Raw genomic sequence first — 23,250 nt, forward strand, 5'->3', positions numbered from 1 at the left:
ATTTGCTGTTTAAATTCCTTGGTAAATGTCCGTCTCGGTCTACGTTCTGACATGTTGATTCCTCCAGTGTGTTTTATTATAGTTTACACACCTTATTTTTATTGTCTAGTCCAGTGTAGCCTGTCCATTACGTTTAAATATGTTGGGTAACTGCATAATAATTATGACTTCAATCATCGTGATGATTAAAAGAGACCAATGTATATAAAGTAATCCTATCAGGGCTAAAGATAAATTAATTGAATTAGAAAGCAACTCGTAAAACTTTGAAAACCCTTGATCTTCAATTTGGCTAATATCGTTGCTTAACCAAGATGTATAGTATCCTTCATTCTTCTTTTTAAAATCTGTAGCAGACAGACGACTCATTCTATCAGTTATCTGAATACGTAAATATTTCGCCATTTTTTGAGTTGTTTTTCTGGATTGAATAATGTGAAAATAGGTAAAAATCAAAAAAATAGAGAATACAACAACTAATTTAAGAATACTCGATAAGAATAATCCGAAATCAAACTTAATCAAAGCATTGAAAATTGTTGCGTTAACAAAACTTGCAAGTGTTGTACTTACCCCTGCCCCCATCATTAATAGAAACACGACTAAATTTTCTTTCCAGAATTTTTTTATTATATTTTTCATTTTTTCGCTCCTTAGTATGTTTATCTTTTTATATTTAGTATATAGTAATTAAAGATGAGTCGTCTAAATATGTCGTATAAGACAAATGAAAGGAGACATGGATTGAATGGATATAGGCAATACACTAAAAAAAATACGCATTGAGCGAGGGTTATCACAAAAAGAAATGTGTCATGATATCGTCACAACTTCTTACTATTCAAAGGTTGAACGTGGTATCCATCAAATCAGCGCAGATAATCTATTGATCATACTTCAAAAAAACAATATTTCTGTAACTGATTTTTTTGAATTAGTTAACCTGAATGATGTGTATAAAAACTCATTAAACACTGCTATTTCCAATGAAATAGAACAGGCTTATTATCAACTAGATGTGAGTCATTTAAAAAGAATAGAAGAAAATCTGAATAATATTTTTCAAAAAAACGATTACAATTATATATTTTATACTAATTTAATCAAACTTACTTTGTTTAATATAAACCAAGACAAAAACTTATTAACCGAAGAAAACAAACAATTTTTTAAACAAAAAATTTTTGATATGAATAACTGGGATTCCTTCAGATTAAGTCTATATAATAATATGATTGATTTTTATGATTTAGAAAGTAATCTTACTCTTATTAATTCGATTACTTCCAAACCCAATCTAATAGAAATTGAGCCTTTACTCGTAGAAACGATTTTAATAAATTTTATAGGTTATTGTATTGAAAACAATTGCGACTCTTATGCGGCAGCATTTTTTTCCATTATCGAAAACATGCCAACAACACCAAATAACTTTTTTAATAAAAATATGTTTACATTTTTTAAAAATCTAGTTTTTTATAGAGAAATTCCCGACAATTCATTTTTAGAAAAAATCAACCAAGCTGTTAACGTATTCAATTTTTTAGATATGACTGAATATGGAACGAAATTGCATCAATTTTATCAAAAAAACAAGAAATTTTAAGAATAGAGATTTATTCTTAAAATTTCTTGTTTTAGTCTCATAATCCCTAATTTTTGCTGAGTAGCTGAAGCATTAGATTAGGGCTTGATGATTACAATAATCCAGCCTCTAGATTTTGATAATTATATTTCCTCCTCTCTGTCAACTTATACGTTTATTATTATACTTTCCTTAAAACAAGAATAATCAAAATGCCGTAATCGACATTTTTTAGAAATCCCAAGAAAGGAACTGCCTAGGTTTGCTGACAGGAAAACATAATCGTCAAAAATAATTCGCATAAAAGGCAAACAAATTTACGAAAGCGAATTCAAAATAAGAGAACGATTAAAAAATCCGAACGATTATTTGTGTTGTGTGATAAACATACGAATTTTTGTTGACTAAGCGTTTTTCGCTTGTTAGAATAATGGTAATTAATAGTCATACATTTTTGTACTTTATAAGGAGGATATTCGGATTTGAATGAGTTGAAACTGCTTTATGAAGGTAAGGCCAAGCGCATCTATGAAACAGCGGACGAACACGTTCTGCTGGTGCAGTACATGGACCAGATCACTGCTCTGGATGGATTAAAGAAAGAACAGATGGCTTCCAAAGGGGCACTGAACAATCAGATTACCAGCCTGATTTTTGAGATATTGTCTGATTACAATGTGCCGAATCACTTCATTAAAAAAACATCAGAAACCGAACAATTGGTCAAACGACTGCACATGTTGCCGCTGGAAGTAGTTGTGAGAAATGTTGCTGCCGGAAGTTTTTCAAAGAGATTAGGTGTTGCAGAAGGCACGCCGCTAGTCAGACCGATTATTGAATTTTATTACAAAAATGATGCACTCCATGATCCGATTATCAATGATGACCATGTCGTATTTCTTGATATTGCAACTGATGAAGAAATCATTAAAATCAAACGCCGGGCATTTGAAGTGAATGAGGCGCTGATTCGTATCTTTGAATCCATCGGCATCCGTCTAGTGGACTTTAAAATCGAGTTTGGCAAAGATGAAGACGGTCAGATTCTGCTCGGAGACGAGGTCACACCAGATACTTGCCGTTTATGGGACATGGACACGAATGAACGATTAGACAAAGATTTGTACCGCCGTGACTTAGGGGATGTCATTCCTGTTTACAAAGAAGTTTTAAGACGCCTGACACATATCAATTAACTCAAAAGGAGAATAAAAATGTATTTAGCAAAAGTTTACGTCATGTATAAAGAATCTGTTCTGGACCCTCAAGGTGAAGCGGTCAAAAAAGCTATTCACAAGCTTGATTATGAAGAAGTCGCCGATGTGAGGATGGGAAAATATTTCGAGCTGAAGATTGCCAAGTCGGACAGAGACGTTTCTGACGTGGTGGAAGACATTTGTAATAAACTGCTGTCGAATGTGAACATGGAAAGCTATCGTTATGAAATTATGGAGGAAGAATAAGAATGAAACTTGCTGTCATCGTATTTCCCGGCTCGAACTGCGACCATGACTTGTTGTGGGCGGCAAAAAACATCGCCAACATAGATGCAGAGTTTGTTTCCCACAATGAAACAAGTTTGGACGGTTTCGACGGTGTTCTGCTGCCTGGCGGATTTTCTTATGGTGATTATTTGAGATGCGGAGCGATTGCTCGTTTCTCAAATATTATGGATGAAGTTGTTCGTTTTGCAGAAGAAGGCAAACTGGTCTTTGGCACGTGCAACGGGTTTCAAATTTTGACAGAAGCCGGACTTTTGCCGGGCGTCTTGCTGAAAAACAAGAGTCTGTCTTTTATCTGCAAGACCACACCGTTAAAAGTAGTCAACAACACGACCATTTTTACAAATGCTTATGAAGAAAACGAGCTGATTCACCTGCCGATTGCGCACGGCGAGGGCAATTACTATTGCGATGAGGAGACACTTCAGGAGCTGAAAGACAATAATCAAATCGTGTTTACTTATGCAGACAATCCGAATGGCAGTCTGGCGGACATCGCCGGCATCACGAACAAAGCGGGGAATGTGCTGGGCATGATGCCGCATCCTGAGCGGGCGGTTGAGGAGCTGCTGGGGTCTGAAGATGGTCTGAAATTTTTCACGTCCATAATCAATCATTTTAAAGAGGTGGCAAACTAATGACGACATTTGAACCAACTCCGCAGGAAATCAAAGAACAGAAAATTTACCGTCAGTGGGGTATGACAGATGAAGAATACCGGATGGTTGAGGAGGATATTCTAGGCAGAATGCCGAACTACACAGAAGCGGGTCTCTTTTCCGTGATGTGGAGCGAGCACTGCTCTTATAAAAGTTCGAAAAAAGTTTTGAAAAAGTTTCCGACAAGTGGTCCGCAAGTGCTGCAGGGGCCGGGCGAAGGAGCAGGGATTGTTGATATTGGCGATGGTCAAGCTGTAGTGTTCAAGGCGGAAAGCCACAACCACCCGTCTGCAGTCGAACCTTATGAAGGGGCGGCTACGGGCGTGGGCGGTATTATCCGCGATATTTTCAGTATGGGGGCAAAACCGATTGCCCTGCTGGATTCGTTGCGTTTTGGCGAATTGACAAATAACCGGACGAAGTTTTTGCTTGACCAAGTAGTTGCCGGCATCGGCGGCTACGGCAACTGTATCGGTATCCCGACTGTTGGCGGCGAGATTGCATTTGATGCGTGCTACGAGGGCAATCCGCTGGTCAATGCGATGTGTGTCGGACTGATTAATCATGAAGACATTCAAAAAGGACAGGCTAAAGGGGTCGGCAACTCGATTATGTATGTCGGCGCCAAAACCGGTCGTGACGGCATCCACGGTGCGACCTTCGCTTCTGAGGAATTCTCCGAAGGCGAAGAGCAGCAACGTTCAGCTGTTCAAGTGGGCGATCCGTTCATGGAAAAGCTGCTGATGGATGCGTGTCTGGAACTGATTTTAAATCACAGCGATATTTTAGTTGGTATTCAGGACATGGGGGCTGCCGGTTTGGCATCATCCAGTTCTGAGATGGCTTCAAAAGCCGGTGCCGGTCTGCGCCTGAATTTAGACGATGTCCCGCAGCGGGAATCAGGCATGACGGCGTATGAAATGATGCTGTCCGAATCTCAGGAGCGTATGCTTCTATGTGTACTGAAAGGCCATGAACAGGAAGTCAAAGAGCTGTTCTCCGCCTATGATCTGGATGCGGTGGTTATCGGGGAAGTGACTGATGACGGCTACTACCATTTGTTCCACAATGGCGAAGAGGTTGCTCATATCCCGGTGGATGCTCTGGCTGAAGATGCACCGGTTTATGACCTGCCGTACCAAGAACCTGCCCGTTATCAGCAGTTTCAGCAGATGGCAGACTTTAAACCAGTCATTACAGACGGTAACGCCACACTGTTGTCCTTATTGAAACAACCGACGATTGCATCGAAAAAATCTATTTACGAAACGTATGATTCACAAGTAGGTACCAATACGGTTGTGACACCGGGAAGCGATGCGGCAGTGGTGCGCATCAAAGGGACGGAAAAAGCACTGGCGATGACGACCGACTGTAATGCACGTTATGTGTATTTGGACCCGGAAATCGGCGGCAAAATCGCTGTAGCGGAAGCTGCGCGCAATATTGTCGCAAGCGGGGGACGCCCGCTGGCCATCACTGATTGTTTGAACTATGGTTCGCCGGATAAACCTGAAGTTTACTGGGAACTGTGGTATTCTGCCGACGGTATCAGCGAAGCTTGCCGCGTACTGAATACACCGGTTATTTCTGGTAATGTGTCTCTTTACAACGAGATAGACAACACAGCTATTTATCCGACCCCGATGATCGGGATGGTCGGACTGGTAGATGATTTAGCCGATATCACAACACAGGCGTTCAAACAGGCAGGCGATGCCATTTATGTCATTGGCGGCACTCAGGCTGATTTCAACGGATCGGAGCTCCAAAAAATGCTGACTGGCAAAATTGAGGGCAAACTGATGCCGTTGGATTTGACTGTTGAAAAAGCGGTTCAGGATTTTGTCTTGACAGCCATTAAAAAAGGCTACATTGCCAGTGCCCATGACGTGTCGGAAGGCGGCTTGGGAGTGGCTCTGGCAGAGTCGGCATTTGAGAAAGAGCTGGGCATTGATGTGACTGTCGATATGGAGACCGCGCTGTTGTTTTCAGAAACACAATCACGTTTCGTCGTATCCGTTTCGCCGGATAAGCAGGCGGCATTTGATGCGATTGCGCCTGATTTTGTCAAGCAGCTTGGGACAGTAACGTCGTCTGGTTTATTATCCATCACAACCGGCGACGGACAGATTGAATTGTCGACCTCAGAAGCGAAGAAAGTGTGGGAGGAAGCCATACCATGTCTATTGAAATAAAAGGATTACACGAAGAATGTGGTGTGTTTGGCATCTGGAACCATCCTGAAGCGTCAAAAGTCGCTTATTTCGGGCTGCACAGCTTGCAGCACCGGGGCCAAGAAGGCGCCGGTATTGTGTCAAATAATCACGGTGAACTGTATGTTCATCGTGATTTAGGTCTTTTAGCCGAAGTTTTTTCGGCCGATGAAGACTTGGAGAAGTTAAAAGGACACGCTGCCGTCGGTCATGTCCGGTACGGCACATCCGGAGTCAGTAAAATCGACAACATCCAGCCGTTTCTATTCAACTTTTTTGATGGGTCTGTGGCGCTGGCGCACAATGGCAACTTGACGAATGCCAGAAGTTTACGCAATGACCTTGAACGGGGCGGAGCGATTTTTCATTCCAATTCTGATACCGAAGTGTTGATGCATTTAATCAGAAAAAGCAGCCAAGACACATTCAAAGGCAAACTGAAAGAAGCGCTGAATCAGGTGAAAGGCGGTTTTGCCTATCTGTTGCTGACCGAAGAAAGACTGTATGCTGCGCTGGACCCGAATGCGTTCAGACCGCTGTCAATCGGACAGATGAAAAACGGTGCTTATGTAGTCGCCAGCGAGACATGTGCTTTAGAAGTGATTGGCGCCACGCACTTGCGCGACGTTGGTCCCGGCGAGCTGGTAATTATTGATGACAGCGGGTATACAATCGAAACATACACGGATAACACACAGTATGCTATCTGTGCCATGGAGTTCATTTATTTCGCACGGCCGGATTCCAATATCGCCGGTGTGAATGTCCATACCGCACGGAAGCGTTCCGGGAAAAAATTAGCTAAGGAAGCGTTTGTCGATGCCGACATGGTCATCGGTGTGCCGAATTCATCCCTGTCAGCAGCCAGCGGCTATGCCGAGGAAAGCGGCATTCCTTACGAGATGGGACTTGTCAAAAACCAGTACATCGCCAGAACGTTTATCCAGCCGACTCAAGAATTGCGTGAGGAAGGCGTACGGATGAAACTTTCAGCGGTCAGAGGGGTTGTTGAAGGCAAGCGCATCATTATGGTTGACGATTCAATTGTCCGCGGCACGACCAGCCGGCGCATTGTTCAGCTGCTGAAAGAATCCGGGGCAAAAGAAGTGCACGTACGGATTGCGTCGCCGCCGCTGAGATACCCGTGCTTTTATGGTATCGACATCCAAACGAAAAAAGAACTGATTGCGAACAATCATACAGTTGAAGAAATTTGTGGAATGATTGGTGCAGACTCGTTGGAGTTTCTCAGCGAAGAAGGCTTGATTGAAGCGATAGGCTTGAATTTTGACGCGCCGTATACAGGTTTGTGCATGGCTTATTTCAATGGCGACTACCCGACTCCTTTGTATGATTTTGAGGATTGTCTGCTGATAAATAATGAATAAAATAACCTTAAAGAAACAAAATTGTGTCGTATGAAAGGAGAAATAAATGACAAAAAATGCCTATGTTCGAGCGGGTGTTGATGTGGAAGCGGGCTATGAAGTGGTCGCGCGAATTAAAAAACATGTTGATAGGACAAGGAATCTCGGCGTTATGGGAGCTATCGGCGGGTTTGGCGGCTGTTTCGATTTAAGTGCCTATCAGGTGGAAAATCCGGTGCTTGTTTCCGGAACGGACGGTGTAGGTACAAAAGTGCTTTTGGCTATTCAGGCAAATAAACATGATACAATAGGGATAGATTGTGTTGCAATGTGTGTGAATGACATCGTGGTCCAGGGAGCGCGTCCGTTATTTTTCCTTGATTATTTAGCGACAGGCAAAAATGTGCCTGAAAAAATTGAACAAGTCGTTTCCGGTGTCGCTGAAGGCTGTGTGCAGGCGGGAGCCGCATTAATCGGCGGCGAAACAGCTGAAATGCCGGGGATGTATGCTGATACGGATTATGATTTGGCCGGCTTTACAGTGGGAATCGTTGATAAGGAAAAACTGATTGACGGTTCTAAAATCACAGCCGGAGATGTGCTGATAGGCATACCTGCGAGTGGCCTTCATTCCAACGGGTTTTCACTGGTCCGCAAAGTATTTTTCGAGCAAAATGACTTTACTGGCGACAGCCGTTTGCCGGAGCTGGCCGGCAAGCCGTTGATGGAAGAATTATTGACGCCGACTAAAATATATGTGAATGCCTTGCTGCCGCTGTTGGAAAAAAATCTTCTGCACGGGGCGGCGCATATCACAGGCGGCGGTTTTGTGGAAAATATTCCACGTATGCTGCCGGCGGACTGTGCTTGTGAAATCCAGCTTGGCAGCTGGCCTGTACTGCCTGTTTTCGATGCATTGTCAACGTATGGCCAGATTCCTGAGAGGGAAATGTATGAAATTTTCAATATGGGAATCGGCATGGTCTTAGCAGTTTCTGAAACCGATGCTAGAGGGGTGATAGCAGAATTGAACGCTACGGGAGAAGAAGGGTTTGTTATCGGCAGAGTTACCGAAAAAGACACTGAGCCCATCATTTTTAAAGGGGTAGAAAAATGAAGATAGCAGTGTTTGCATCAGGGAACGGCAGCAATTTCGAGGCCATTGCAGAGGCTGTCGAAACCGGCGAGATTCAAGGGGAGATAGTCATGCTTTTTTCTGACCAGCCGGACGCCTATGCGATTGAACGGGCTAAGCGCCGCGATATACCAGTCATCAGCTTCTCGCCGAAATCATGTTCATCGAAAACTGACTATGAGTTGAGAATTCTGCATTTTTTACACGGCTATCAGGTGGAACTGATCGTTCTGGCAGGCTATATGCGGATTATCGGCGAGACGCTGCTGTCATCGTTTCCTAGCCGCATTATTAACATTCACCCGTCGCTTTTGCCGGCGTTTCCCGGGAAAAGCGGCATACAAGACGCTTTTAAAGCGGGAGTAGCGGAATCTGGTGTCACTGTCCATTATGTTGACCAAGGCATCGATACAGGGCCGATTATCGCACAAGTTCGTGTACCGATACACCCTAACGATACGCTGGCGGCGTTTGAGGAACGGATTCATCAGGCGGAGCATCAGCTGTATCCGCGAGTGATTCAAGAAATAATTCAATGCAGAAAGGAAGACCGCAAGTCATGAGGAGAGCTTTAATTAGTGTGTCTGATAAAAATGGTATTGTTGCTTTTGCAAAAGAGCTGGCAAATCAGGGAATCGAGATTATTTCTACTGGAGGGACCAAACGGGCATTGGAAGAGGCCGGTGTTGCGACGGTTGGCATTGAAGAAGTGACCGGTTTTCCGGAAATGCTGGACGGCAGAGTGAAGACACTTCATCCTAAGATTCACGGCGGACTGCTGGCACGGCGGGATTTGGACAGTCATTTGTCGCAGCTGGCGGCGCATGATATTCAACCGATTGATTTTGTCTGTGTCAACCTCTATCCTTTTGCGGAAACCATCAGCAAACCGGATGTCACGCTTGATGAGGCGATTGAGAACATTGATATCGGGGGCCCAAGCATGCTGAGAAGCGCGGCGAAAAATTATGCGGCTGTGACAGTCATCACAGACCCGGCAGACTATGACCGTGTGCTGGCTGAGTTGAAAGCCGGTGGTGAAACGACGCTTGCCACCCGCAAGGAACTGGCAGCGAAAGTATTTGCACACACATCAGCTTATGACGGCTTGATTGCCCGCTATTTGGGCAATCGAGAAACGGTGTTGCGCTATGGGGAAAACCCGCAGCAGCAAGCCAGTTTCATAAGAGATGCGGAGGCACCGGCTTTTTCTATTGCAGCTGCCAAACAGCTGAACGGCAAAGAACTGTCATATAATAATATCCGGGATGCAGATGCCGGATTGCGGATGATTCGCGAATACAGCGAGCCGACAGTGGTTGCAATCAAACACATGAACCCGTGCGGTATCGGGACGGCAGACACGATTTTCGGCGCCTTTCAAAAAGCATTTGATGCAGACCCGGTATCAATTTTCGGGGGAATTGTTATCTTAAACCGGCCGGTGGATTTGGCGACTGCTGAAAAACTGTCAGCTATTTTTCTCGAAATCATTGTTGCGCCGGCTTTTGAACCGGAAGCACTGGCTTTATTATCAAAGAAAAAGAACTTGCGCTTGCTGCAGTTGGATTTTTCTTCCCAGAACCAACACAATGCACGGGAATTTGTTTCCGTATTGGGCGGTTATCTGGAACAAGACATGGATACGACAGCTGACGACCCGGCGGCATGGCAATGTGTGACGGAACGTCAACCGACAGAAGAAGAGATGCGTGCGTTGGCGTTTAACTGGAAAGCCGTCAAGCATGTCAAAAGCAATGCAATAGTGCTTGGAACGGCATCCCAGACATTGGGCATCGGAGCCGGTCAGATGAACCGTATCGGGTCTTTAAAAATTGCTGCGGAGCAGGCAGGTGCACGGACAGCCGACTGTGTGCTGGCAAGCGACGCCTTTTTCCCGATGGATGATTCGGTCGCGTTTGCTGCCGAACACGGCATTCGGGCAATCGTCCAGCCCGGCGGCAGTATCAAAGACCAGGATTCGATTGACATGGCCAACAAGCACGGCATTGCGATGGTCTTTACAGGTGTCCGTCACTTTAAGCACTAATGGGACTGTGCGGGGACAAGGAAAAGCAGGAGGATTGTATGAAAATTTTAGTTATCGGCAGCGGCGGGAGAGAGCATGCGCTGGCGGATGCATTTTCTCAAAGTACGCAAGTTGAACATGTCTATTGTGCACCGGGCAATGCCGGCATGGACAATGCGACAATCACCAGTATCGCAATCGCTGAAACGGCTTTTGAGCAGCTGGCTGATTTTGCGGAACAGCACCAGATTGCATGGACATTTGTTGGTCCGGAACTGCCGCTTTCACTGGGTATCGTTGATTATTTCCAGGAACGGGGCTTAAAAATCTACGGCCCTGACAAAGCAGCGGCCCAGCTGGAAAGTTCCAAAGATTTCGCAAAACAGTTGATGGTGAAATACGGTATACCGACGGCGGCTTACCAGACGTTTGAAAACCTCCCGGACGCATTGGCGTATATCCGGAATCAGCCGTATCCTTTGGTTATCAAGGCAGACGGTCTAGCAGCCGGTAAAGGTGTGTTTATCGTTGCGGATGAACAGGAAGCGGCACATGTTTTGACAGATATTTTAGCAGATAACCGCTTCGGCGCAAGCGGTGCGAAAGTGGTCATCGAAGAATTTCTTGAAGGGGAAGAATTTTCACTGCTTTCATTTGTCAGCGGGACTGATGTCTACCCGATGGTCATTGCCCAGGACCACAAGCGGGCTTATGATGGCGACAAGGGGCCGAACACCGGCGGCATGGGCGCTTATTCGCCGGTCCCCCACATTCCGGACAGTGTGGTAGAAGAGGCTGTCAGGACCATCGTCCAGCCGACAGCTGAAGCTATGACTAGCGAAAATACCCCTTTTAATGGTATTCTATATGCAGGGTTGATTTTGACAGATGTTGGCCCGAAAGTAATTGAGTTTAATGTGAGATTTGGAGACCCAGAAACGCAAGTAGTGCTGCCGCGCTTGAAGAGTGACTTGGCTGCGGTCATTAATGACTTGCTGAATGGAAAAAAACCGCAAATCGACTGGCAACAAAACGGAGTTAGTTTAGGGGTGGTTGTTGCCGCCGAAGGCTATCCGGGAAGTTACAAAAAGGGGATGAGACTTCCGGATTTGTCAAAGGTGGATGGTAAAATTTATTATTCCGGAGTTAGTAGAATCGATGGAAGACTTGTATCAAATGGGGGCAGGGTATTTCTTCTAGAGGTGAACGGAAAGACGTTGCCGGAAGTGCAAGAAAAAGTTTACACTGAGTTGAGTAAAATTAATTTGGAGGGACTTTTCTTCCGAAAGGATATTGGCTTTAGAGGAATTGACTAACGGAGTGTTTAGCCAATGAAACGAAAGATAACGCAGGAAAGGGTATACAACTTTTTAAAGCAAAACATCCAAGAAGAAAAATGGATTTCGGGGATGAAACTTATTGAACAGGATATTGCTGATGAATTGTCTGTCAGCCGGACGCCTGTTAGACAAGCGATGGACCAGCTGGTAGAGGAAGATTATCTGGTTCGTCTTCCGAACCGCGGTGTCTACGTCAGAGGGAAAAAAATGAGCCGGCGCGAATTCGTCGAGCGGATTCAGCTGCTTGAGCTGTTAATGTCCAACTATTTTTTCCAGATTGAGTCGAAAAGCATGATGGTCGAATCTGACGAACTGTATCAGCATTTCGAAAAGATCAAGCGTCTGCTTGCTTTAAGAGACTTTGAAAACTTGAACAAAGAAATTCAACGGTTCATCAGTTGTCTGTTTTCTGAAAATAGGAACCAAATCATTTTAAACTTAATTCTAAGCAACTATGTCAAACTGAGTGCGAGCCGGATATCTGACTTGAAGCCGATTGTTTTCTATGAGCAAGTCGTGCGTTTTTTTGAACGCATGCTGCCGCATTTAGAATCTTATCAATGGGCAATGGTCAGAAAAGAATTGCGGATATTTCTGAACAACCTGGTACTCGAGGTAGTCGACAGACAACTTTAAGCGAGTCGCCAGATTTTCCAAAACGTCATTAATTTAGCACTTGCATTTTTGTTCACTTAAAGGACTGCCAGCTGGATGGAAAGCAGCTGACAGTTCTTTTTGTGTTGCGGCAAAGACCAAAGGATTCTCGGAAACTGAGAAAATAGCTGCTTTTTGGGTGGCAAAGCCGAGTGATTATTGTTACACTAAAAAAAATACGTTTTCCCAAGCTAATTGAATCAGGCAGTCTGGTTGAAAAAAGCAGTCGGGCCGCTTGTGCCAAAAGAGAAGAAAAGAGGGCATCATGGACATAACGATTGAACAATTGAAGAAGCATTACGGAGTATTCGAAGCACTGACTGTTTCTTCGCTGACATTTGAATCAGGCAAAGCATATGGCGTCATTGGACCTAACGGCGCAGGCAAAACAACGCTGTTCAAATGCATGACTAATATCATAGTTGATTACGACGGGCATATTTTTTATGATGGCATATCACCCAAAGAACAGCCTGATGTACTCCTGCAAATAGGCATCGTCCTTGATGACATGTCTGTTTATAAAAATCGCAGCGGCTGGTTTAATATCGCCTATTTTGCCGGGCTAAGAGGCGGGTTCGACCGGGGGAAGGCATTGGATTTGGCGGCAGAACTTGATATTGCTGATGTGCTGAACTCGCCTGTGACTCACTATTCTTACGGCATGACTAAAAAATTGATTTTGCTGATTGCTTTGCTGCATGAGCCGGCAGTATTGATTTTGGATGAACCGTTCAGAGGACTCGATATGGAAACGGTCAGTTGGTTCAAGAATTATTTGCGGCAGTTGAGAGATAACGGCATGAGTTTGATTATTTCCAGCCACGTCAAAAATGATATTGAAGAATTATGCCAAGAAGTTTTTGTCTTGAAAAAAGGCAAAGTGGTCAAGCATCTTGATTTTGCTTCTGTTGAAGGCAAAGAAATTCGAGATATCCGCACGTCGGATTTCAGTCAGTTTCTGTCAATTTTAGACGACGTCAATTTATACTATCAAGAATTAGCAGGCGAAGTGATCCGCGTCAACATCGCTGATGAGCGCTGGGCGCAGGTCAATTCGCAGTTGAGAGAGCGTGACATTGACATCTATGAAATGTCCGTAGTAAACATTCTTGACAACTTACTAAATTAAGCGGGGGATATCATGACAGGAAAATTAATTTTTAAAATGGAAATATTCAAGTATTTGAGAGACAGGAAGTATCTTATCTCTGCCGGGGTCATCGGCTGCCTGAACATCATCGCCTGTGTCTACTTTCTTTTCGCGGCGGACCGTGTGAACGGCTCGGTTAGTGTCTTGGAGGATGTGATGACTTTTATAACATTGATGACAGTAGTTGCCAATCTGGTATTTATGTTTTTATATCCGTTTCATCTGATGGCGATGGATTATAAAAACAATGTGATGGCGCTAATGATTGCTTCGGGGGTGGAAAGAACCAAGCTGTTTTTCTGTAAAATAGGCGCTGCTTTATTGTGGACGATCGCTCTGGTGATTGCGATGAATCTGGTGCCGTTGCTGCTGATTTTTACTGAGGTAGGTCTGGTGGCGGTCAGCGATTTTTTTGGCAATTTCAGCAACATGTTGATCATGGCGGATTTGTCTTTGTGGGAAATGCTGCTGTTTTATTTCGTCGGTTATCTCAATACATTGGTGATGATTTCGACAGCGACGATTATCACGAAAGGAAGCAACATGACTTTTTTTCTATTCTTAGGTTTTCAATTTGTCAACGGTGTTGTTTCTAATCTGTTCTTGACAGTTCCGGTGATGTTGCATTTCAGTGTTATAGGGATGAAAATATTGACTTTCATGTTGACACTACTAATGATGTCTGTGTTTATCCTGATTGCTCTGAACACATTAAAAAAACAGAATTTGTAATGAAAACGGACGGCAGTCTGTTTTTTTTAATGCTTTAAAAAACAAAAATGAATTTATTTTCTTTTCTGCCGTACAAATGAGCACAAAAGAAAATTTTTAATGAACTTACAATTTTTTTGGAAAAATTAAATCCAATCAAAATTGATTCGTGTTATTTAAGTACGTTTTTTTATTGATAATTCAGCTTTTTTGTCACATGTCAGTTTTTTTAAAAAAACATCGGTGAATAACGCTTGTTTTAGTGCTGCTGTTATTTGAAACCACTGTAACAGCCGTTTCTTAATTTAGTTATTGTCTTACCAGACCAAAGTCGGTTAATATAATTGCGAAAGCATCGCTAAATTTTTGGTGGGACTATCAGAATGATGCAGTCAGTTATTTTAAACAGAATAAGGGATTAGATATAACGTGCTTTCATGGGGGTTGTTTTTGGAAAAGTGTTCAAAAAATCAGGATATTATCCAAAAACCAAAGACTATGTGTTGGTAGTCTTTCCTCTACCGAATTTATGCAGAAGGTAGGAGAAAATATGAACTTGTTTTTATCGGCAAAAGAAGAAGCAAAGTTAAAAATGTTAAAGGAACTGATTTTCAACGACAAAATAGTGTTAGCATCTGCATTGAAAGAAAACCTCGAGATTTCAGAACGGACAATCGAACGATATATTGCCGAAATCAATGAGGATATCGCTGCCCATCTGGAAAATGATGATATTTATATCGAAAAAACCTCAGGCAGAGTTATCTTCCACTTGCCTAAAAGCAGTTCGCCGCAATATGTCATCGACTACTTGAAAATGATTTATATGGAAAATTCGCTGGAGTATAACATTCTGGAATGTTTGTTTAAAGAAAAGTATGCGAGTGTTTCTGTACTTGCAGAAAAACTGTACATCACACCCTCCAGTTTATATAAAAAAATCTATCAAATAGAAGAAACATTTAACAGCTTTGGACTGAAATTTATCTGGGGAGAAAATGTCCGGTCAAATCTGGCCATTCAAGAAAAAAAATTACGGTATTTATACTACTATCTGTACTGGAATATCTTTAAAGGCTTCAGAAAATTTCCGGGCATACCTACTAAGGAAATCATGACGATTCAACAAGCAGTCGCGCTGAATCCAGTCAAACTGAAGCAGCTGGAATATATCTTATACATCATCAAACAACGGCTTGTCAGCGGACACCGGGTAGAGCTGCCCAACGAAATAAAAGAAGTCATCCGTATCTTTTCCCAAAAAAAAGATTTGTCCGTCCACTTCATCTCTGTTTTCAACAATTATCCCGAGCAATCGGATGAGCGGTTGTATTTCAATCACTTTGCACGTATCGTCATCAGCGAACTGGATACTGAAAGCGAAAGAATCGAAATCGGCAAGTCGCTGGCTGCGTGCGCCAACCGACTGACCGATACGGCAAATAAATTTCTGATTGAACTAGGGGAACGGTTCAACGGGGAATTTTTGTCTGACGATTATTACGAAAAACTGTATTATGTCACCTTGTTTTTAGTATTTGACGTTTCAATTGATATTGAAGTACCTGATGATTTGGTCATGAAGCCCGACAGCAGTTTTTTTGAGAAGATGTCCCCGGAGAACTATAAGACTCTGGCGAAACTGAAAAATTTCTATTTGCAGTTTGTTTCCTTGGAAAATCTGCCGACTAAAAACATTGATGTCAGCATGCTGATTGTCAGCAATTTAATCAATAGCGAGCACTCGAGGAAACCTTTTCTCATCTATGTCGAGTTCACTGCCAGCATCACCGGAGGCAACATGATTAAAAGAAAAATCAGCCACGTCTTCAATGAGGCCAATGTTCAGTTTACGAATGATATTCGACGGGCGGATTTAATCATTTCAGATACCGTTGTCGAACATTTCGTTGAAAAAGAATATTATTACATGGATGTTCTGACCGATAAAAACCGGTGGGAGAAACTTTTTGAACTGATTCAAAATAAACTGATGAGCATCACGTTTCATTTATAATATTCGCTAAAACACGAACATTATATAGAGGATATCCGCTAAAAATAAGTAAATACTTGCAATTCATCCTAAAATGTTGTAGCGTTATGTGGGAAACCAAAAACAGCATATGATTTGGTCGTCTTTGGTCTTCCCTTTTACAAATGTGCCACATTTTTTAGGAGGAATTCTGAAGTGAAAATTTTTGATTATGAAGATATCCAGCTCGTCCCAAACAAGTGTATTGTGAATAGCCGGTCTGAGTGTGAAACAAAGGTCAAGCTCGGTAAAAGAGAGTTCCGGATGCCTGTCGTTCCAGCCAACATGCAAACAATCATCGATGAAAACATCGCTGAATTTTTAGCTGCCAACGGCTATTTCTATATCATGCACCGATTTGATGAAGCCAGCCGTATCCCGTTCATGGAAAAAATGCGGGCTAAAAATCTGTTCACATCCATCAGCGTGGGAGTGAAAAGCAGTGAATATGCGTTTGTCAAGGAGCTTGCGGAGAAAGCGCTAGTACCTGACTACGTTACGATTGATATTGCACACGGTCACGCGAACAGTGTGATTGAAATGATTGGTCATATTAAAGAATATTTGCCGGAAACATTTGTGATTGCCGGTAATGTCGGCACACCCGAAGCAGTGAGGGAACTGGAAAATGCCGGCGCAGATGCCACAAAAGTCGGTATCGGACCGGGCAAAGTTTGTATCACTAAATTGAAAACAGGCTTTGGCACAGGGGGCTGGCAATTATCGGCACTCAGACGCTGCAGCAAAGCAGCCCGCAAACCGCTGATTGCTGATGGCGGTATCCGGACGCATGGTGATATCGCCAAATCAATTCGTTTCGGTGCAACCATGGTGATGATTGGTTCTTTATTTGCCGGTCACGAAGAATCGCCCGGTGACACAAAAATTGAAGACGGCGTATTATACAAAGAATATTTCGGCAGTGCCTCGGAATATCAAAAAGGCGAGCGCAAAAATGTTGAAGGAAAGAAAATTTGGATTCAGCATAAAGGCAGCTTGGCAGATACGTTAGTGGAAATGGAGCAGGATTTACAATCATCGATTTCATACGCCGGCGGCAAAGATATTGAGGCCATCCGCAAAGTGGATTACGTCATTGTGAAAAACTCGATTTTTAATGGTGACATTTTTTAAAATAAGACTTGAAAACGTTCGTTTTAACTTGCTAGACGAACGTTTTTTTAATCTAATCAACGACGATATCGGTCTGTACTTGTTATTCTCGCTGGATTGGACTATAATTAAAATTCAATGAGAGAGGAGTGAGGGAATGGATGGTATCAGAAAAATAACCCCTTATATTCCAGGCGCTCAGCCTGATTTTGAGGATATGATAAAGTTAAACACAAACGAGAATGCCTATCCGCCGTCGCCAAAAGTGTTAGAGGCGCTTGAAAAAGCGGATTACCGGCAGCTTATGCGTTATCCGTCACTGACAAATCACGAATTAAAGGAAGCACTGGCGGAAACGTACGGGCTTCAAACGGACCAGTTGATTATCGGCAACGGGTCGGATGAGATTCTGGCATTCTGTTTTTTGGCTTTTTTTAATAGCCGCAAACCTGTCCTTTTTCCAGGCATGACGTATGGTTTTTATAAAGTGTGGGCTGATTTATTTCATGTACCCTATCAGGAAATCCCGCTGCAGTCAGATACATTTGAGATTGTTCCGACGGATTATTTCAAGGAAAACGGTGGTATCATCATTGCAAATCCTAATGCGCCGACCGGTATTGAACTCTCAAAAAACGACATCAGACGGATTCTTGCGGAAAATCCTGATGTGGTAGTCGTGATTGACGAAGCGTACTGTGATTATGGCGATGAATCAGTCGTTGATTTGATAGCTGAGTACCATAATCTGGTTGTCACTCATACTTTTTCGAAGTCACGTTCGTTGGCAGGAATCCGTTTAGGTTACGCGATGGGGAATGCAAAGCTGATCAATGTGCTGGAAGCTGTCAAATCCTCCTTTAATCCTTATTCAGTTGACAAGCTGGCGGAAGTAGTGGGGACTGCTGCGGTCGAGGACCAGAGCTATTATCAAGAGAAGAACGCCTTGATTTGTCAAACAAGAGACCGTTTTTCAGAGGAATTGGCAAAACTCGGGTTTCAAACATTGCCGTCAAAAACTAACTTTGTATTGACGACTCACCCTCAGGCGGATGCAGCTGATTTATTCCGTTATCTTGAATCCCGGCATATTTTTGTCCGCTATTTCAAGTCGCCGGCAGTTCTTGAAAATTATTTGCGCATTAGTATCGGGACAGAGAGTGAGATGGCTACAGTGATTCAGGTTATCCAAACTTATCTGCAAGACATTTTATAATCTAAAAACGCATTGCTTCTGGTAGACAGTCAGATGCAATGTGTTTTTTCTATTAATGAGAAGGTGTAAAAATGATGTGTTCGTTTCAAATGTTGTGAAAATGAATATTTACTTTCACTTTTTAATGAAAAATTTAAATAATCAAAACTCATGAAAGGGAAACTGAAAGGATAATAGCTGTTTTGATTCAAGGTTTTCTTTTTCAGCTATGATAAAAGAGGAACAACGTAATAATGGAAGGAGTTTTTTGTGTGAATGATTTAAAGCATTCAGGAAAAGTGAGAAATGGGCTTTTTTTGGCAGGAATAGGATTTGGTATTATGGCGGCGCTAGTAAAGGATTTGGAATCTTATGCACTTATATTGGCTTTAATGTGCGCGGGATGCTTGGCGGGCGGGTTTGCCTTTTGGGGAATGATTGCCAAGGAAAGTCGTAAAATGAAGTAAAAATAGAAGGAATAGGACTGGAGTTATTTCATCCTATTCCTTCTATTTTTACCTAAAGGACTCTTTCCGTAGATTAGATTGAAAAGATGGTGAAGAGCATTGGCGTAATCAGTCTGCTTTAAGGTTGACTCGAAAAACTCGATGATGTCTTCGCAAGTCTCTTTTCCGGAAGGGTCTCCTTTTTGAATTTTAAGCAAGCCTTGGAGAAATAATTCGAAAATAGTTAAAATCAGGTATTGAGGCTTACCAATAGCAGCAAATCTGTCGTTAAACTTTTTCAGCAAATACTCAGCTGATGCGAGCTCATTTCTGCTAATCAAGCTGAGACAAGCGTGGAGATAAAAATCAATAGAATAAATAGCTGTAGAATCGCTTGTTAATTGAGTTGGCAATGCCCGTTCTGCAAAAACCACCAAACTATCGCTGCTAAAATGAAAATAAATATTTGCAGCAATGAAGGCCTCATATTTCCCCCATGTCTCACAATCAAATAAGTACTTTTCTAACTCTTCAATATTCGTCTGGGTGTCAGTAAGAAAAATATTGTCATAAATAGCCTCAGTGACCAAATAGAAGTGGTAATCTCGTATATTGCCCTTTTTTTGATAGGACTCGTTTAAAGAAGCAGCAAATTTTTTAAATTTAATGGAATTTCGTTCATTCATAAAAGCGTCTAAGATTTGTTCGGCCTGGCTGATGTCTTTATCTACGCTGTTTTCTTCATATTCAAACATAAATTCTTCGAAAGTCACATTGATTCGATCCAATAAATCGTAAAAATTTGTCAGGTTGATATCACTATCACCTTTTTCAAACAAACGTAAAAATTGAACGGAGATAATATTTTTAGCTGTATCTTTCGCTGTATATCCTTTTCTTTTTCGAAAATCGGCAAATAATGGCCCAAAGTTCTTCTCTTTCATAAAAAAACTCACTCCTGTTGTGATAAATAACACAAGTATAGCATAAATAGTTTTGTTTTAGTGTGAAGCGACGGATTGTAAAAATTAAGCTAGACAACCAAAAAAGACTAAGCAGTTAAAATGGTTATCATTTTTCAAACAGGGAAGCGTGTCAGATGAAATAATTATATGCTGAATTTACCTACTGTGATGGCAGCGGATATTTTGGTTACGATTAGTGTCATGCTAAATGTCATCATTCGAAAGCCTACCTCTTGATAAGGAATAAAGTCGACTGGAGATTAAACTAGTGCCGGTTATCTTGCTATTTAGGCTTGATTAGACCATGAACACCTCATGTATTCAGTTCTTCAAACATGAGGTGTTCACAATTTAACTATCAAAACGTGTCAATCAATAAAAGCCTTTTTTAGAAATTTTATTTGTTAAGCAGAAAGGCAAATACCAAATGTTAAAGTAGATTGATGTCGCGCCGCCCGTCTGTCCGGCTGATTTTGCCTTCGCGCTTTTCCAGTTCTGCCTGCAGTTTTTCCAGAGAGATATCTTTTTCCGCCAAAAGTACCAGACAATGGTACGTCAAATCAGCCATTTCGCTGATTAACTCTTCCTCATCATCATTTTTTGCGGCAATCACGACTTCTGTGGCTTCTTCGCCGACTTTTTTCAAAATTTTATCCAACCCTTCATCAAACAGGTAGTTCGTGTATGAACCTGATTGAGGGGTTATTTTGCGTTGACGGATTTTTTCATACAGTGACTCAATCATTCATCTGTTCTCCTTTCGCCAAAAGTGTATTGAAGAAACAGCTGTGGGCGCCAGTGTGGCAAGCTGGCCCAGTTTGTTCTACAGTAATCAGCAACGTATCCAAGTCGCAGTCTAAGGTGATACGTTTGACGGTTTGCGTGTGTCCGCTCGTTTCTCCTTTATGCCAGAGCTGACTGCGCGAGCGGGAGTAAAACCACGTCTGGCCCGTCTCTAGTGTTTTTTGGTAGCTCTCTTCATTCATGTATGCCAGCATCAATACGTCGTTTGTCTTTTCTTCAACGATGATGGCCGGCACCAGTCCTTTTGAAAAATCAGGGTGCAGTGTGTTCATAGTCTGACTGTCACTCCTTGCTCATGTAAATACTGTTTGAGGTCGCCGATTAGAATATCGCCGTAGTGAAAGACACTCGCAGCCAGCGCACCGGTCGCACGCGTTTTTTGGAAAACATCCAAGACATGTGACGCTTCGCCGCAACCGCCTGAGGCAATGACGGGCACGGCAACTGCTTCACTGACTGCCGCAGTTAACGGCAAGTCATAGCCGGCCTTTGTGCCATCGGCGTCCATGCTTGTCAACAAGATTTCACCGGCTCCCAGCTTAACCGCCTGTTTTGCCCATGTGAGCACATCAAGCCCAGTGTCTTTTCTGCCGCCGTGGGTGTAGACGTGCCAAGAATCGCCGTGTTTTTTAGCATCAATTGCCACAACAATACACTGGCTGCCGAATTTTTCGGCTCCTTGGCGGATCAGCTCGGGCTCGGCAATGGCAGAGGAGTTTATTGACACTTTGTCAGCGCCGGCCATCAGGAGTGTCTGCATGTCAGCGACGCTCCGGATGCCGCCGCCGACCGTAAAGGGGATGAATACCTGTTCGGCCGTTTCCTTGACGACATCGACCATTGTTTGCCGATTGCTGCTCGTTGCTGTGATATCAAGAAAAACCAGTTCATCTGCTCCTGCGTCATTATAGGCTTTGGCAATTTCAACAGGCGAGCCGATTGTTTTCAGATTAACAAAATTAACGCCTTTGACCACTTTACCGTCTGTCACATCCAGACAGGGGATAATCCGTTTAGCCAGCATCCGCTGACACCTCCTTCATTTCTTCCAAGGTGATTTGACCGCTGTAGTAGGCTTTGCCGACGATTGCACCTGACAGCCCCAGCTTCGCCAGTGCCGTCAAGTCTGCTTTATTGCGGACACCGCCGGAAGCGATGACAGCGATGTTCAACTCATCCAAGAGCTGCTGGTAGTGGGGGAGAGTCGGACCGGTGAGGGTGCCGTCTTTGGCGATGTCAGTGTAAATCAACGTACTGACACCGGCTTTTTGCATTGCCAGAGCCAATGTCAGAAAATCTGTTTCACTGACGTTCAGCCAGCCATCAACAGCGACTTGTCCATTTTTTGCATCAATGCCGACAGCAATCTGCTTGCCATATTTGGCGACTGCTTCTTTGACCAGCTCAGGACGGGAGAGGGCGGCTGAGCCGATAATCACCCGGTCAATTCCGGCCGACAGGTAGTCGTCAATTTGCGTCATTGTCCGAATGCCGCCGCCGACTTGGATAAAGGAGCTGGTCTGTCGTTTAATCTGTTTGATTAAATCGGCGTTGACTGCTTCACCCGTCAGGGCGCCGTCCAAATCAATGATATGGAGATGTGTCATGCCGGCCTGCTGGAAAACGGCCGCCTGTTTCAAAGGGTCTGGATTGACGACGGTCTGTTTGGTAAAATCCCCCTGATAAAGCCGTACACATTGTCCGTCTTTGATATCAATAGCCGGTAAAATATTCATGAATAGATAGCCTCCTTAAAGTTTTGCAAAATGTTCAATCCTGTCCCGGCACTTTTTTCCGGATGAAATTGAATACCGAAAATGTTGTCCCGGGCGATGATGGCCGGGACAGCGACTGCATAGTCAGCTGTGGCCAGCACCATGTCGGCGGGGCAGTCAGCATAAAATGAATGGACGAAGTACGTCCACTGTCCGGCAATCCTCTTAGTCAGCGGATGCTCTGTTCTGACCGTCAGCTGATTCCACCCCATATGCGGTACCGGGAAGTCCCTGTGTTCAGGTAGAGGCCGGCAGATGCCGGGAATCAGGCCCAAGCCGTCGGTCATTTGATGTTCCAGACTGCCTTCCAACAGCAGCTGCATTCCAAGACAAATCCCGAGGATGGGTTTCCCGTCGGCGGCAGCGCGTTTAATGACTGGGCACAATTTCTTGTCGACCAGTTTTTGCATGGCCGCCGGGTAAGCGCCGACTCCCGGCAGTATCAGTCCGTCTGCTTGTTCGATCAGTTCCGGGTCATCCGACAGCTGGCTAGGCAGACCGACAGCTGACAAAGCGGCCTGAATACTGCGGATATTGCCGGTGTCATAGTCGATGATGACAATCAT

The 23,250-nt window shown here is 43.4% G+C and carries 24 protein-coding genes; 17 read left to right on the forward strand and 7 right to left on the reverse strand.

Going from position 1 to position 23,250, the window contains the following annotated elements; translation table 11 throughout:
- Positions 1-105: 105 nt before the first annotated feature.
- Complete coding sequence (locus tag CBF27_RS12095; RefSeq protein ID WP_126814673.1) at positions 106-642, reverse strand: ABC transporter transmembrane domain-containing protein; 537 nt, start codon at positions 640-642, stop codon at positions 106-108.
- Positions 643-748: 106 nt separating this feature from the next.
- On the opposite strand from CBF27_RS12095, the gene CBF27_RS12100 reads away from it, so the two are divergent.
- From CBF27_RS12100 to CBF27_RS12180, 17 genes are all read left to right on the forward strand, one after another.
- Positions 749-1,606: a helix-turn-helix domain-containing protein gene (locus tag CBF27_RS12100; RefSeq protein ID WP_126814675.1), complete on the forward strand. Its 858-nt coding sequence runs from the start codon at positions 749-751 to the stop codon at positions 1,604-1,606.
- Between the two features lie 461 nt (positions 1,607-2,067).
- Positions 2,068-2,781 carry a phosphoribosylaminoimidazolesuccinocarboxamide synthase gene (purC, locus tag CBF27_RS12105; RefSeq protein WP_126814677.1) on the forward strand — a complete coding sequence of 238 codons (714 nt, stop codon included), beginning with the start codon at positions 2,068-2,070 and terminating at the stop codon, positions 2,779-2,781.
- An 18-nt stretch (positions 2,782-2,799) separates the two neighbouring features.
- Positions 2,800-3,048, forward strand: coding sequence for a phosphoribosylformylglycinamidine synthase subunit PurS (purS, locus tag CBF27_RS12110; RefSeq protein WP_126814679.1), 249 nt, complete (start codon positions 2,800-2,802; stop codon positions 3,046-3,048).
- Between the two features lie 2 nt (positions 3,049-3,050).
- Positions 3,051-3,725, forward strand: coding sequence for a phosphoribosylformylglycinamidine synthase subunit PurQ (gene purQ / locus CBF27_RS12115; RefSeq protein WP_126814681.1), 675 nt, complete (start codon positions 3,051-3,053; stop codon positions 3,723-3,725).
- A complete protein-coding gene (gene purL / locus CBF27_RS12120; RefSeq protein ID WP_126814682.1) occupies positions 3,725-5,944 on the forward strand; it encodes a phosphoribosylformylglycinamidine synthase subunit PurL in 2,220 nt (739 codons plus the stop codon). Before purQ ends, purL begins: the two co-directional genes overlap by 1 nt.
- Positions 5,929-7,350 carry an amidophosphoribosyltransferase gene (gene purF / locus CBF27_RS12125; protein ID WP_126814684.1) on the forward strand — a complete coding sequence of 474 codons (1,422 nt, stop codon included), beginning with the start codon at positions 5,929-5,931 and terminating at the stop codon, positions 7,348-7,350. The genes purL and purF overlap by 16 nt, the downstream gene beginning before the upstream one ends.
- Positions 7,351-7,396: 46 nt before the next feature.
- Positions 7,397-8,446 carry a phosphoribosylformylglycinamidine cyclo-ligase gene (purM, locus tag CBF27_RS12130; RefSeq protein ID WP_126814686.1) on the forward strand — a complete coding sequence of 350 codons (1,050 nt, stop codon included), beginning with the start codon at positions 7,397-7,399 and terminating at the stop codon, positions 8,444-8,446.
- Entirely contained in the window at positions 8,443-9,027 is a 585-nt protein-coding gene (gene purN, locus CBF27_RS12135) for a phosphoribosylglycinamide formyltransferase (RefSeq protein WP_126814688.1), read from the forward strand. Before purM ends, purN begins: the two co-directional genes overlap by 4 nt.
- Positions 9,024-10,514, forward strand: coding sequence for a bifunctional phosphoribosylaminoimidazolecarboxamide formyltransferase/IMP cyclohydrolase (purH, locus tag CBF27_RS12140; protein ID WP_126814690.1), 1,491 nt, complete (start codon positions 9,024-9,026; stop codon positions 10,512-10,514). Before purN ends, purH begins: the two co-directional genes overlap by 4 nt.
- Before the next feature lie 38 nt (positions 10,515-10,552).
- Positions 10,553-11,809, forward strand: coding sequence for a phosphoribosylamine--glycine ligase (purD, locus tag CBF27_RS12145; RefSeq protein ID WP_126814692.1), 1,257 nt, complete (start codon positions 10,553-10,555; stop codon positions 11,807-11,809).
- 15 nt (positions 11,810-11,824) lie between these two features.
- A complete protein-coding gene (locus CBF27_RS12150) occupies positions 11,825-12,469 on the forward strand; it encodes a GntR family transcriptional regulator (RefSeq protein WP_126814693.1) in 645 nt (214 codons plus the stop codon).
- A gap of 283 nt (positions 12,470-12,752) precedes the next feature.
- Positions 12,753-13,619, forward strand: a complete 867-nt coding sequence (locus CBF27_RS12155; RefSeq protein WP_126814695.1) for an ATP-binding cassette domain-containing protein — start codon at positions 12,753-12,755, stop codon at positions 13,617-13,619.
- A 12-nt stretch (positions 13,620-13,631) separates the two neighbouring features.
- Positions 13,632-14,372 (forward strand): hypothetical protein, encoded by a 741-nt coding sequence (locus tag CBF27_RS12160; protein WP_126814696.1) that lies wholly within the window; start codon positions 13,632-13,634, stop codon positions 14,370-14,372.
- 529 nt (positions 14,373-14,901) lie between these two features.
- Positions 14,902-16,368: a helix-turn-helix domain-containing protein gene (locus CBF27_RS12165; RefSeq protein WP_170175111.1), complete on the forward strand. Its 1,467-nt coding sequence runs from the start codon at positions 14,902-14,904 to the stop codon at positions 16,366-16,368.
- Between the two features lie 174 nt (positions 16,369-16,542).
- Complete coding sequence (gene guaC / locus CBF27_RS12170; protein ID WP_126814700.1) at positions 16,543-17,520, forward strand: GMP reductase; 978 nt, start codon at positions 16,543-16,545, stop codon at positions 17,518-17,520.
- Between the two features lie 136 nt (positions 17,521-17,656).
- Positions 17,657-18,715 carry a histidinol-phosphate transaminase gene (hisC, locus tag CBF27_RS12175; RefSeq protein ID WP_126814702.1) on the forward strand — a complete coding sequence of 353 codons (1,059 nt, stop codon included), beginning with the start codon at positions 17,657-17,659 and terminating at the stop codon, positions 18,713-18,715.
- Between the two features lie 251 nt (positions 18,716-18,966).
- Positions 18,967-19,161, forward strand: a complete 195-nt coding sequence (locus tag CBF27_RS12180) for a hypothetical protein (RefSeq protein ID WP_126814704.1) — start codon at positions 18,967-18,969, stop codon at positions 19,159-19,161.
- 23 nt (positions 19,162-19,184) lie between these two features.
- Here CBF27_RS12180 and CBF27_RS12185 read toward each other — a convergent pair whose 3' ends face one another.
- The 6 genes from CBF27_RS12185 to hisH all read right to left on the reverse strand — a co-directional run bounded on the left by CBF27_RS12185 (position 19,185) and on the right by hisH (position 23,250).
- Positions 19,185-20,084 (reverse strand): Rgg family transcriptional regulator, encoded by a 900-nt coding sequence (locus tag CBF27_RS12185; protein WP_126814706.1) that lies wholly within the window; start codon positions 20,082-20,084, stop codon positions 19,185-19,187.
- Positions 20,085-20,535: 451 nt separating this feature from the next.
- Entirely contained in the window at positions 20,536-20,850 is a 315-nt protein-coding gene (gene hisE / locus CBF27_RS12190; protein ID WP_126814708.1) for a phosphoribosyl-ATP diphosphatase, read from the reverse strand.
- Complete coding sequence (gene hisI / locus CBF27_RS12195; RefSeq protein ID WP_211334666.1) at positions 20,843-21,172, reverse strand: phosphoribosyl-AMP cyclohydrolase; 330 nt, start codon at positions 21,170-21,172, stop codon at positions 20,843-20,845. The genes hisE and hisI overlap by 8 nt, the downstream gene beginning before the upstream one ends.
- 5 nt (positions 21,173-21,177) lie before the next feature.
- Complete coding sequence (gene hisF / locus CBF27_RS12200; RefSeq protein ID WP_126814712.1) at positions 21,178-21,933, reverse strand: imidazole glycerol phosphate synthase subunit HisF; 756 nt, start codon at positions 21,931-21,933, stop codon at positions 21,178-21,180.
- A complete protein-coding gene (gene hisA, locus CBF27_RS12205; protein ID WP_126814714.1) occupies positions 21,923-22,645 on the reverse strand; it encodes a 1-(5-phosphoribosyl)-5-[(5-phosphoribosylamino)methylideneamino]imidazole-4-carboxamide isomerase in 723 nt (240 codons plus the stop codon). Before hisA ends, hisF begins: the two co-directional genes overlap by 11 nt.
- Positions 22,642-23,250 (reverse strand): imidazole glycerol phosphate synthase subunit HisH, encoded by a 609-nt coding sequence (gene hisH / locus CBF27_RS12210; protein ID WP_126814716.1) that lies wholly within the window; start codon positions 23,248-23,250, stop codon positions 22,642-22,644. Before hisH ends, hisA begins: the two co-directional genes overlap by 4 nt.

Source organism: Vagococcus acidifermentans, assembly GCF_003987655.1.
Taxonomy (GTDB): Bacteria; Bacillota; Bacilli; order Lactobacillales; family Vagococcaceae; genus Vagococcus_B; species Vagococcus_B acidifermentans.

Coding starts and splice junctions, on each gene's coding strand:
- purM (WP_126814686.1), top strand. CDS start 7,397: ATGACAAAAAATGCCTATGTTCGAGCGGGTGTTGATGTGGAAGCGGGC.
- purQ (WP_126814681.1), top strand. CDS start 3,051: ATGAAACTTGCTGTCATCGTATTTCCCGGCTCGAACTGCGACCATGAC.
- purD (WP_126814692.1), top strand. CDS start 10,553: ATGAAAATTTTAGTTATCGGCAGCGGCGGGAGAGAGCATGCGCTGGCG.
- hisE (WP_126814708.1), bottom strand. CDS start 20,850: ATGATTGAGTCACTGTATGAAAAAATCCGTCAACGCAAAATAACCCCT.
- CBF27_RS12185 (WP_126814706.1), bottom strand. CDS start 20,084: ATGAAAGAGAAGAACTTTGGGCCATTATTTGCCGATTTTCGAAAAAGA.
- hisF (WP_126814712.1), bottom strand. CDS start 21,933: ATGCTGGCTAAACGGATTATCCCCTGTCTGGATGTGACAGACGGTAAA.
- purF (WP_126814684.1), top strand. CDS start 5,929: ATGTCTATTGAAATAAAAGGATTACACGAAGAATGTGGTGTGTTTGGC.
- CBF27_RS12095 (WP_126814673.1), bottom strand. CDS start 642: ATGAAAAATATAATAAAAAAATTCTGGAAAGAAAATTTAGTCGTGTTT.
- purH (WP_126814690.1), top strand. CDS start 9,024: ATGAGGAGAGCTTTAATTAGTGTGTCTGATAAAAATGGTATTGTTGCT.
- CBF27_RS12100 (WP_126814675.1), top strand. CDS start 749: ATGGATATAGGCAATACACTAAAAAAAATACGCATTGAGCGAGGGTTA.
- hisA (WP_126814714.1), bottom strand. CDS start 22,645: ATGAATATTTTACCGGCTATTGATATCAAAGACGGACAATGTGTACGG.
- purN (WP_126814688.1), top strand. CDS start 8,443: ATGAAGATAGCAGTGTTTGCATCAGGGAACGGCAGCAATTTCGAGGCC.
- purL (WP_126814682.1), top strand. CDS start 3,725: ATGACGACATTTGAACCAACTCCGCAGGAAATCAAAGAACAGAAAATT.
- CBF27_RS12160 (WP_126814696.1), top strand. CDS start 13,632: ATGACAGGAAAATTAATTTTTAAAATGGAAATATTCAAGTATTTGAGA.
- CBF27_RS12165 (WP_170175111.1), top strand. CDS start 14,902: ATGAACTTGTTTTTATCGGCAAAAGAAGAAGCAAAGTTAAAAATGTTA.
- hisH (WP_126814716.1), bottom strand. CDS start 23,250: ATGATTGTCATCATCGACTATGACACCGGCAATATCCGCAGTATTCAG.
- purS (WP_126814679.1), top strand. CDS start 2,800: ATGTATTTAGCAAAAGTTTACGTCATGTATAAAGAATCTGTTCTGGAC.
- CBF27_RS12150 (WP_126814693.1), top strand. CDS start 11,825: ATGAAACGAAAGATAACGCAGGAAAGGGTATACAACTTTTTAAAGCAA.
- CBF27_RS12155 (WP_126814695.1), top strand. CDS start 12,753: ATGGACATAACGATTGAACAATTGAAGAAGCATTACGGAGTATTCGAA.
- hisC (WP_126814702.1), top strand. CDS start 17,657: ATGGATGGTATCAGAAAAATAACCCCTTATATTCCAGGCGCTCAGCCT.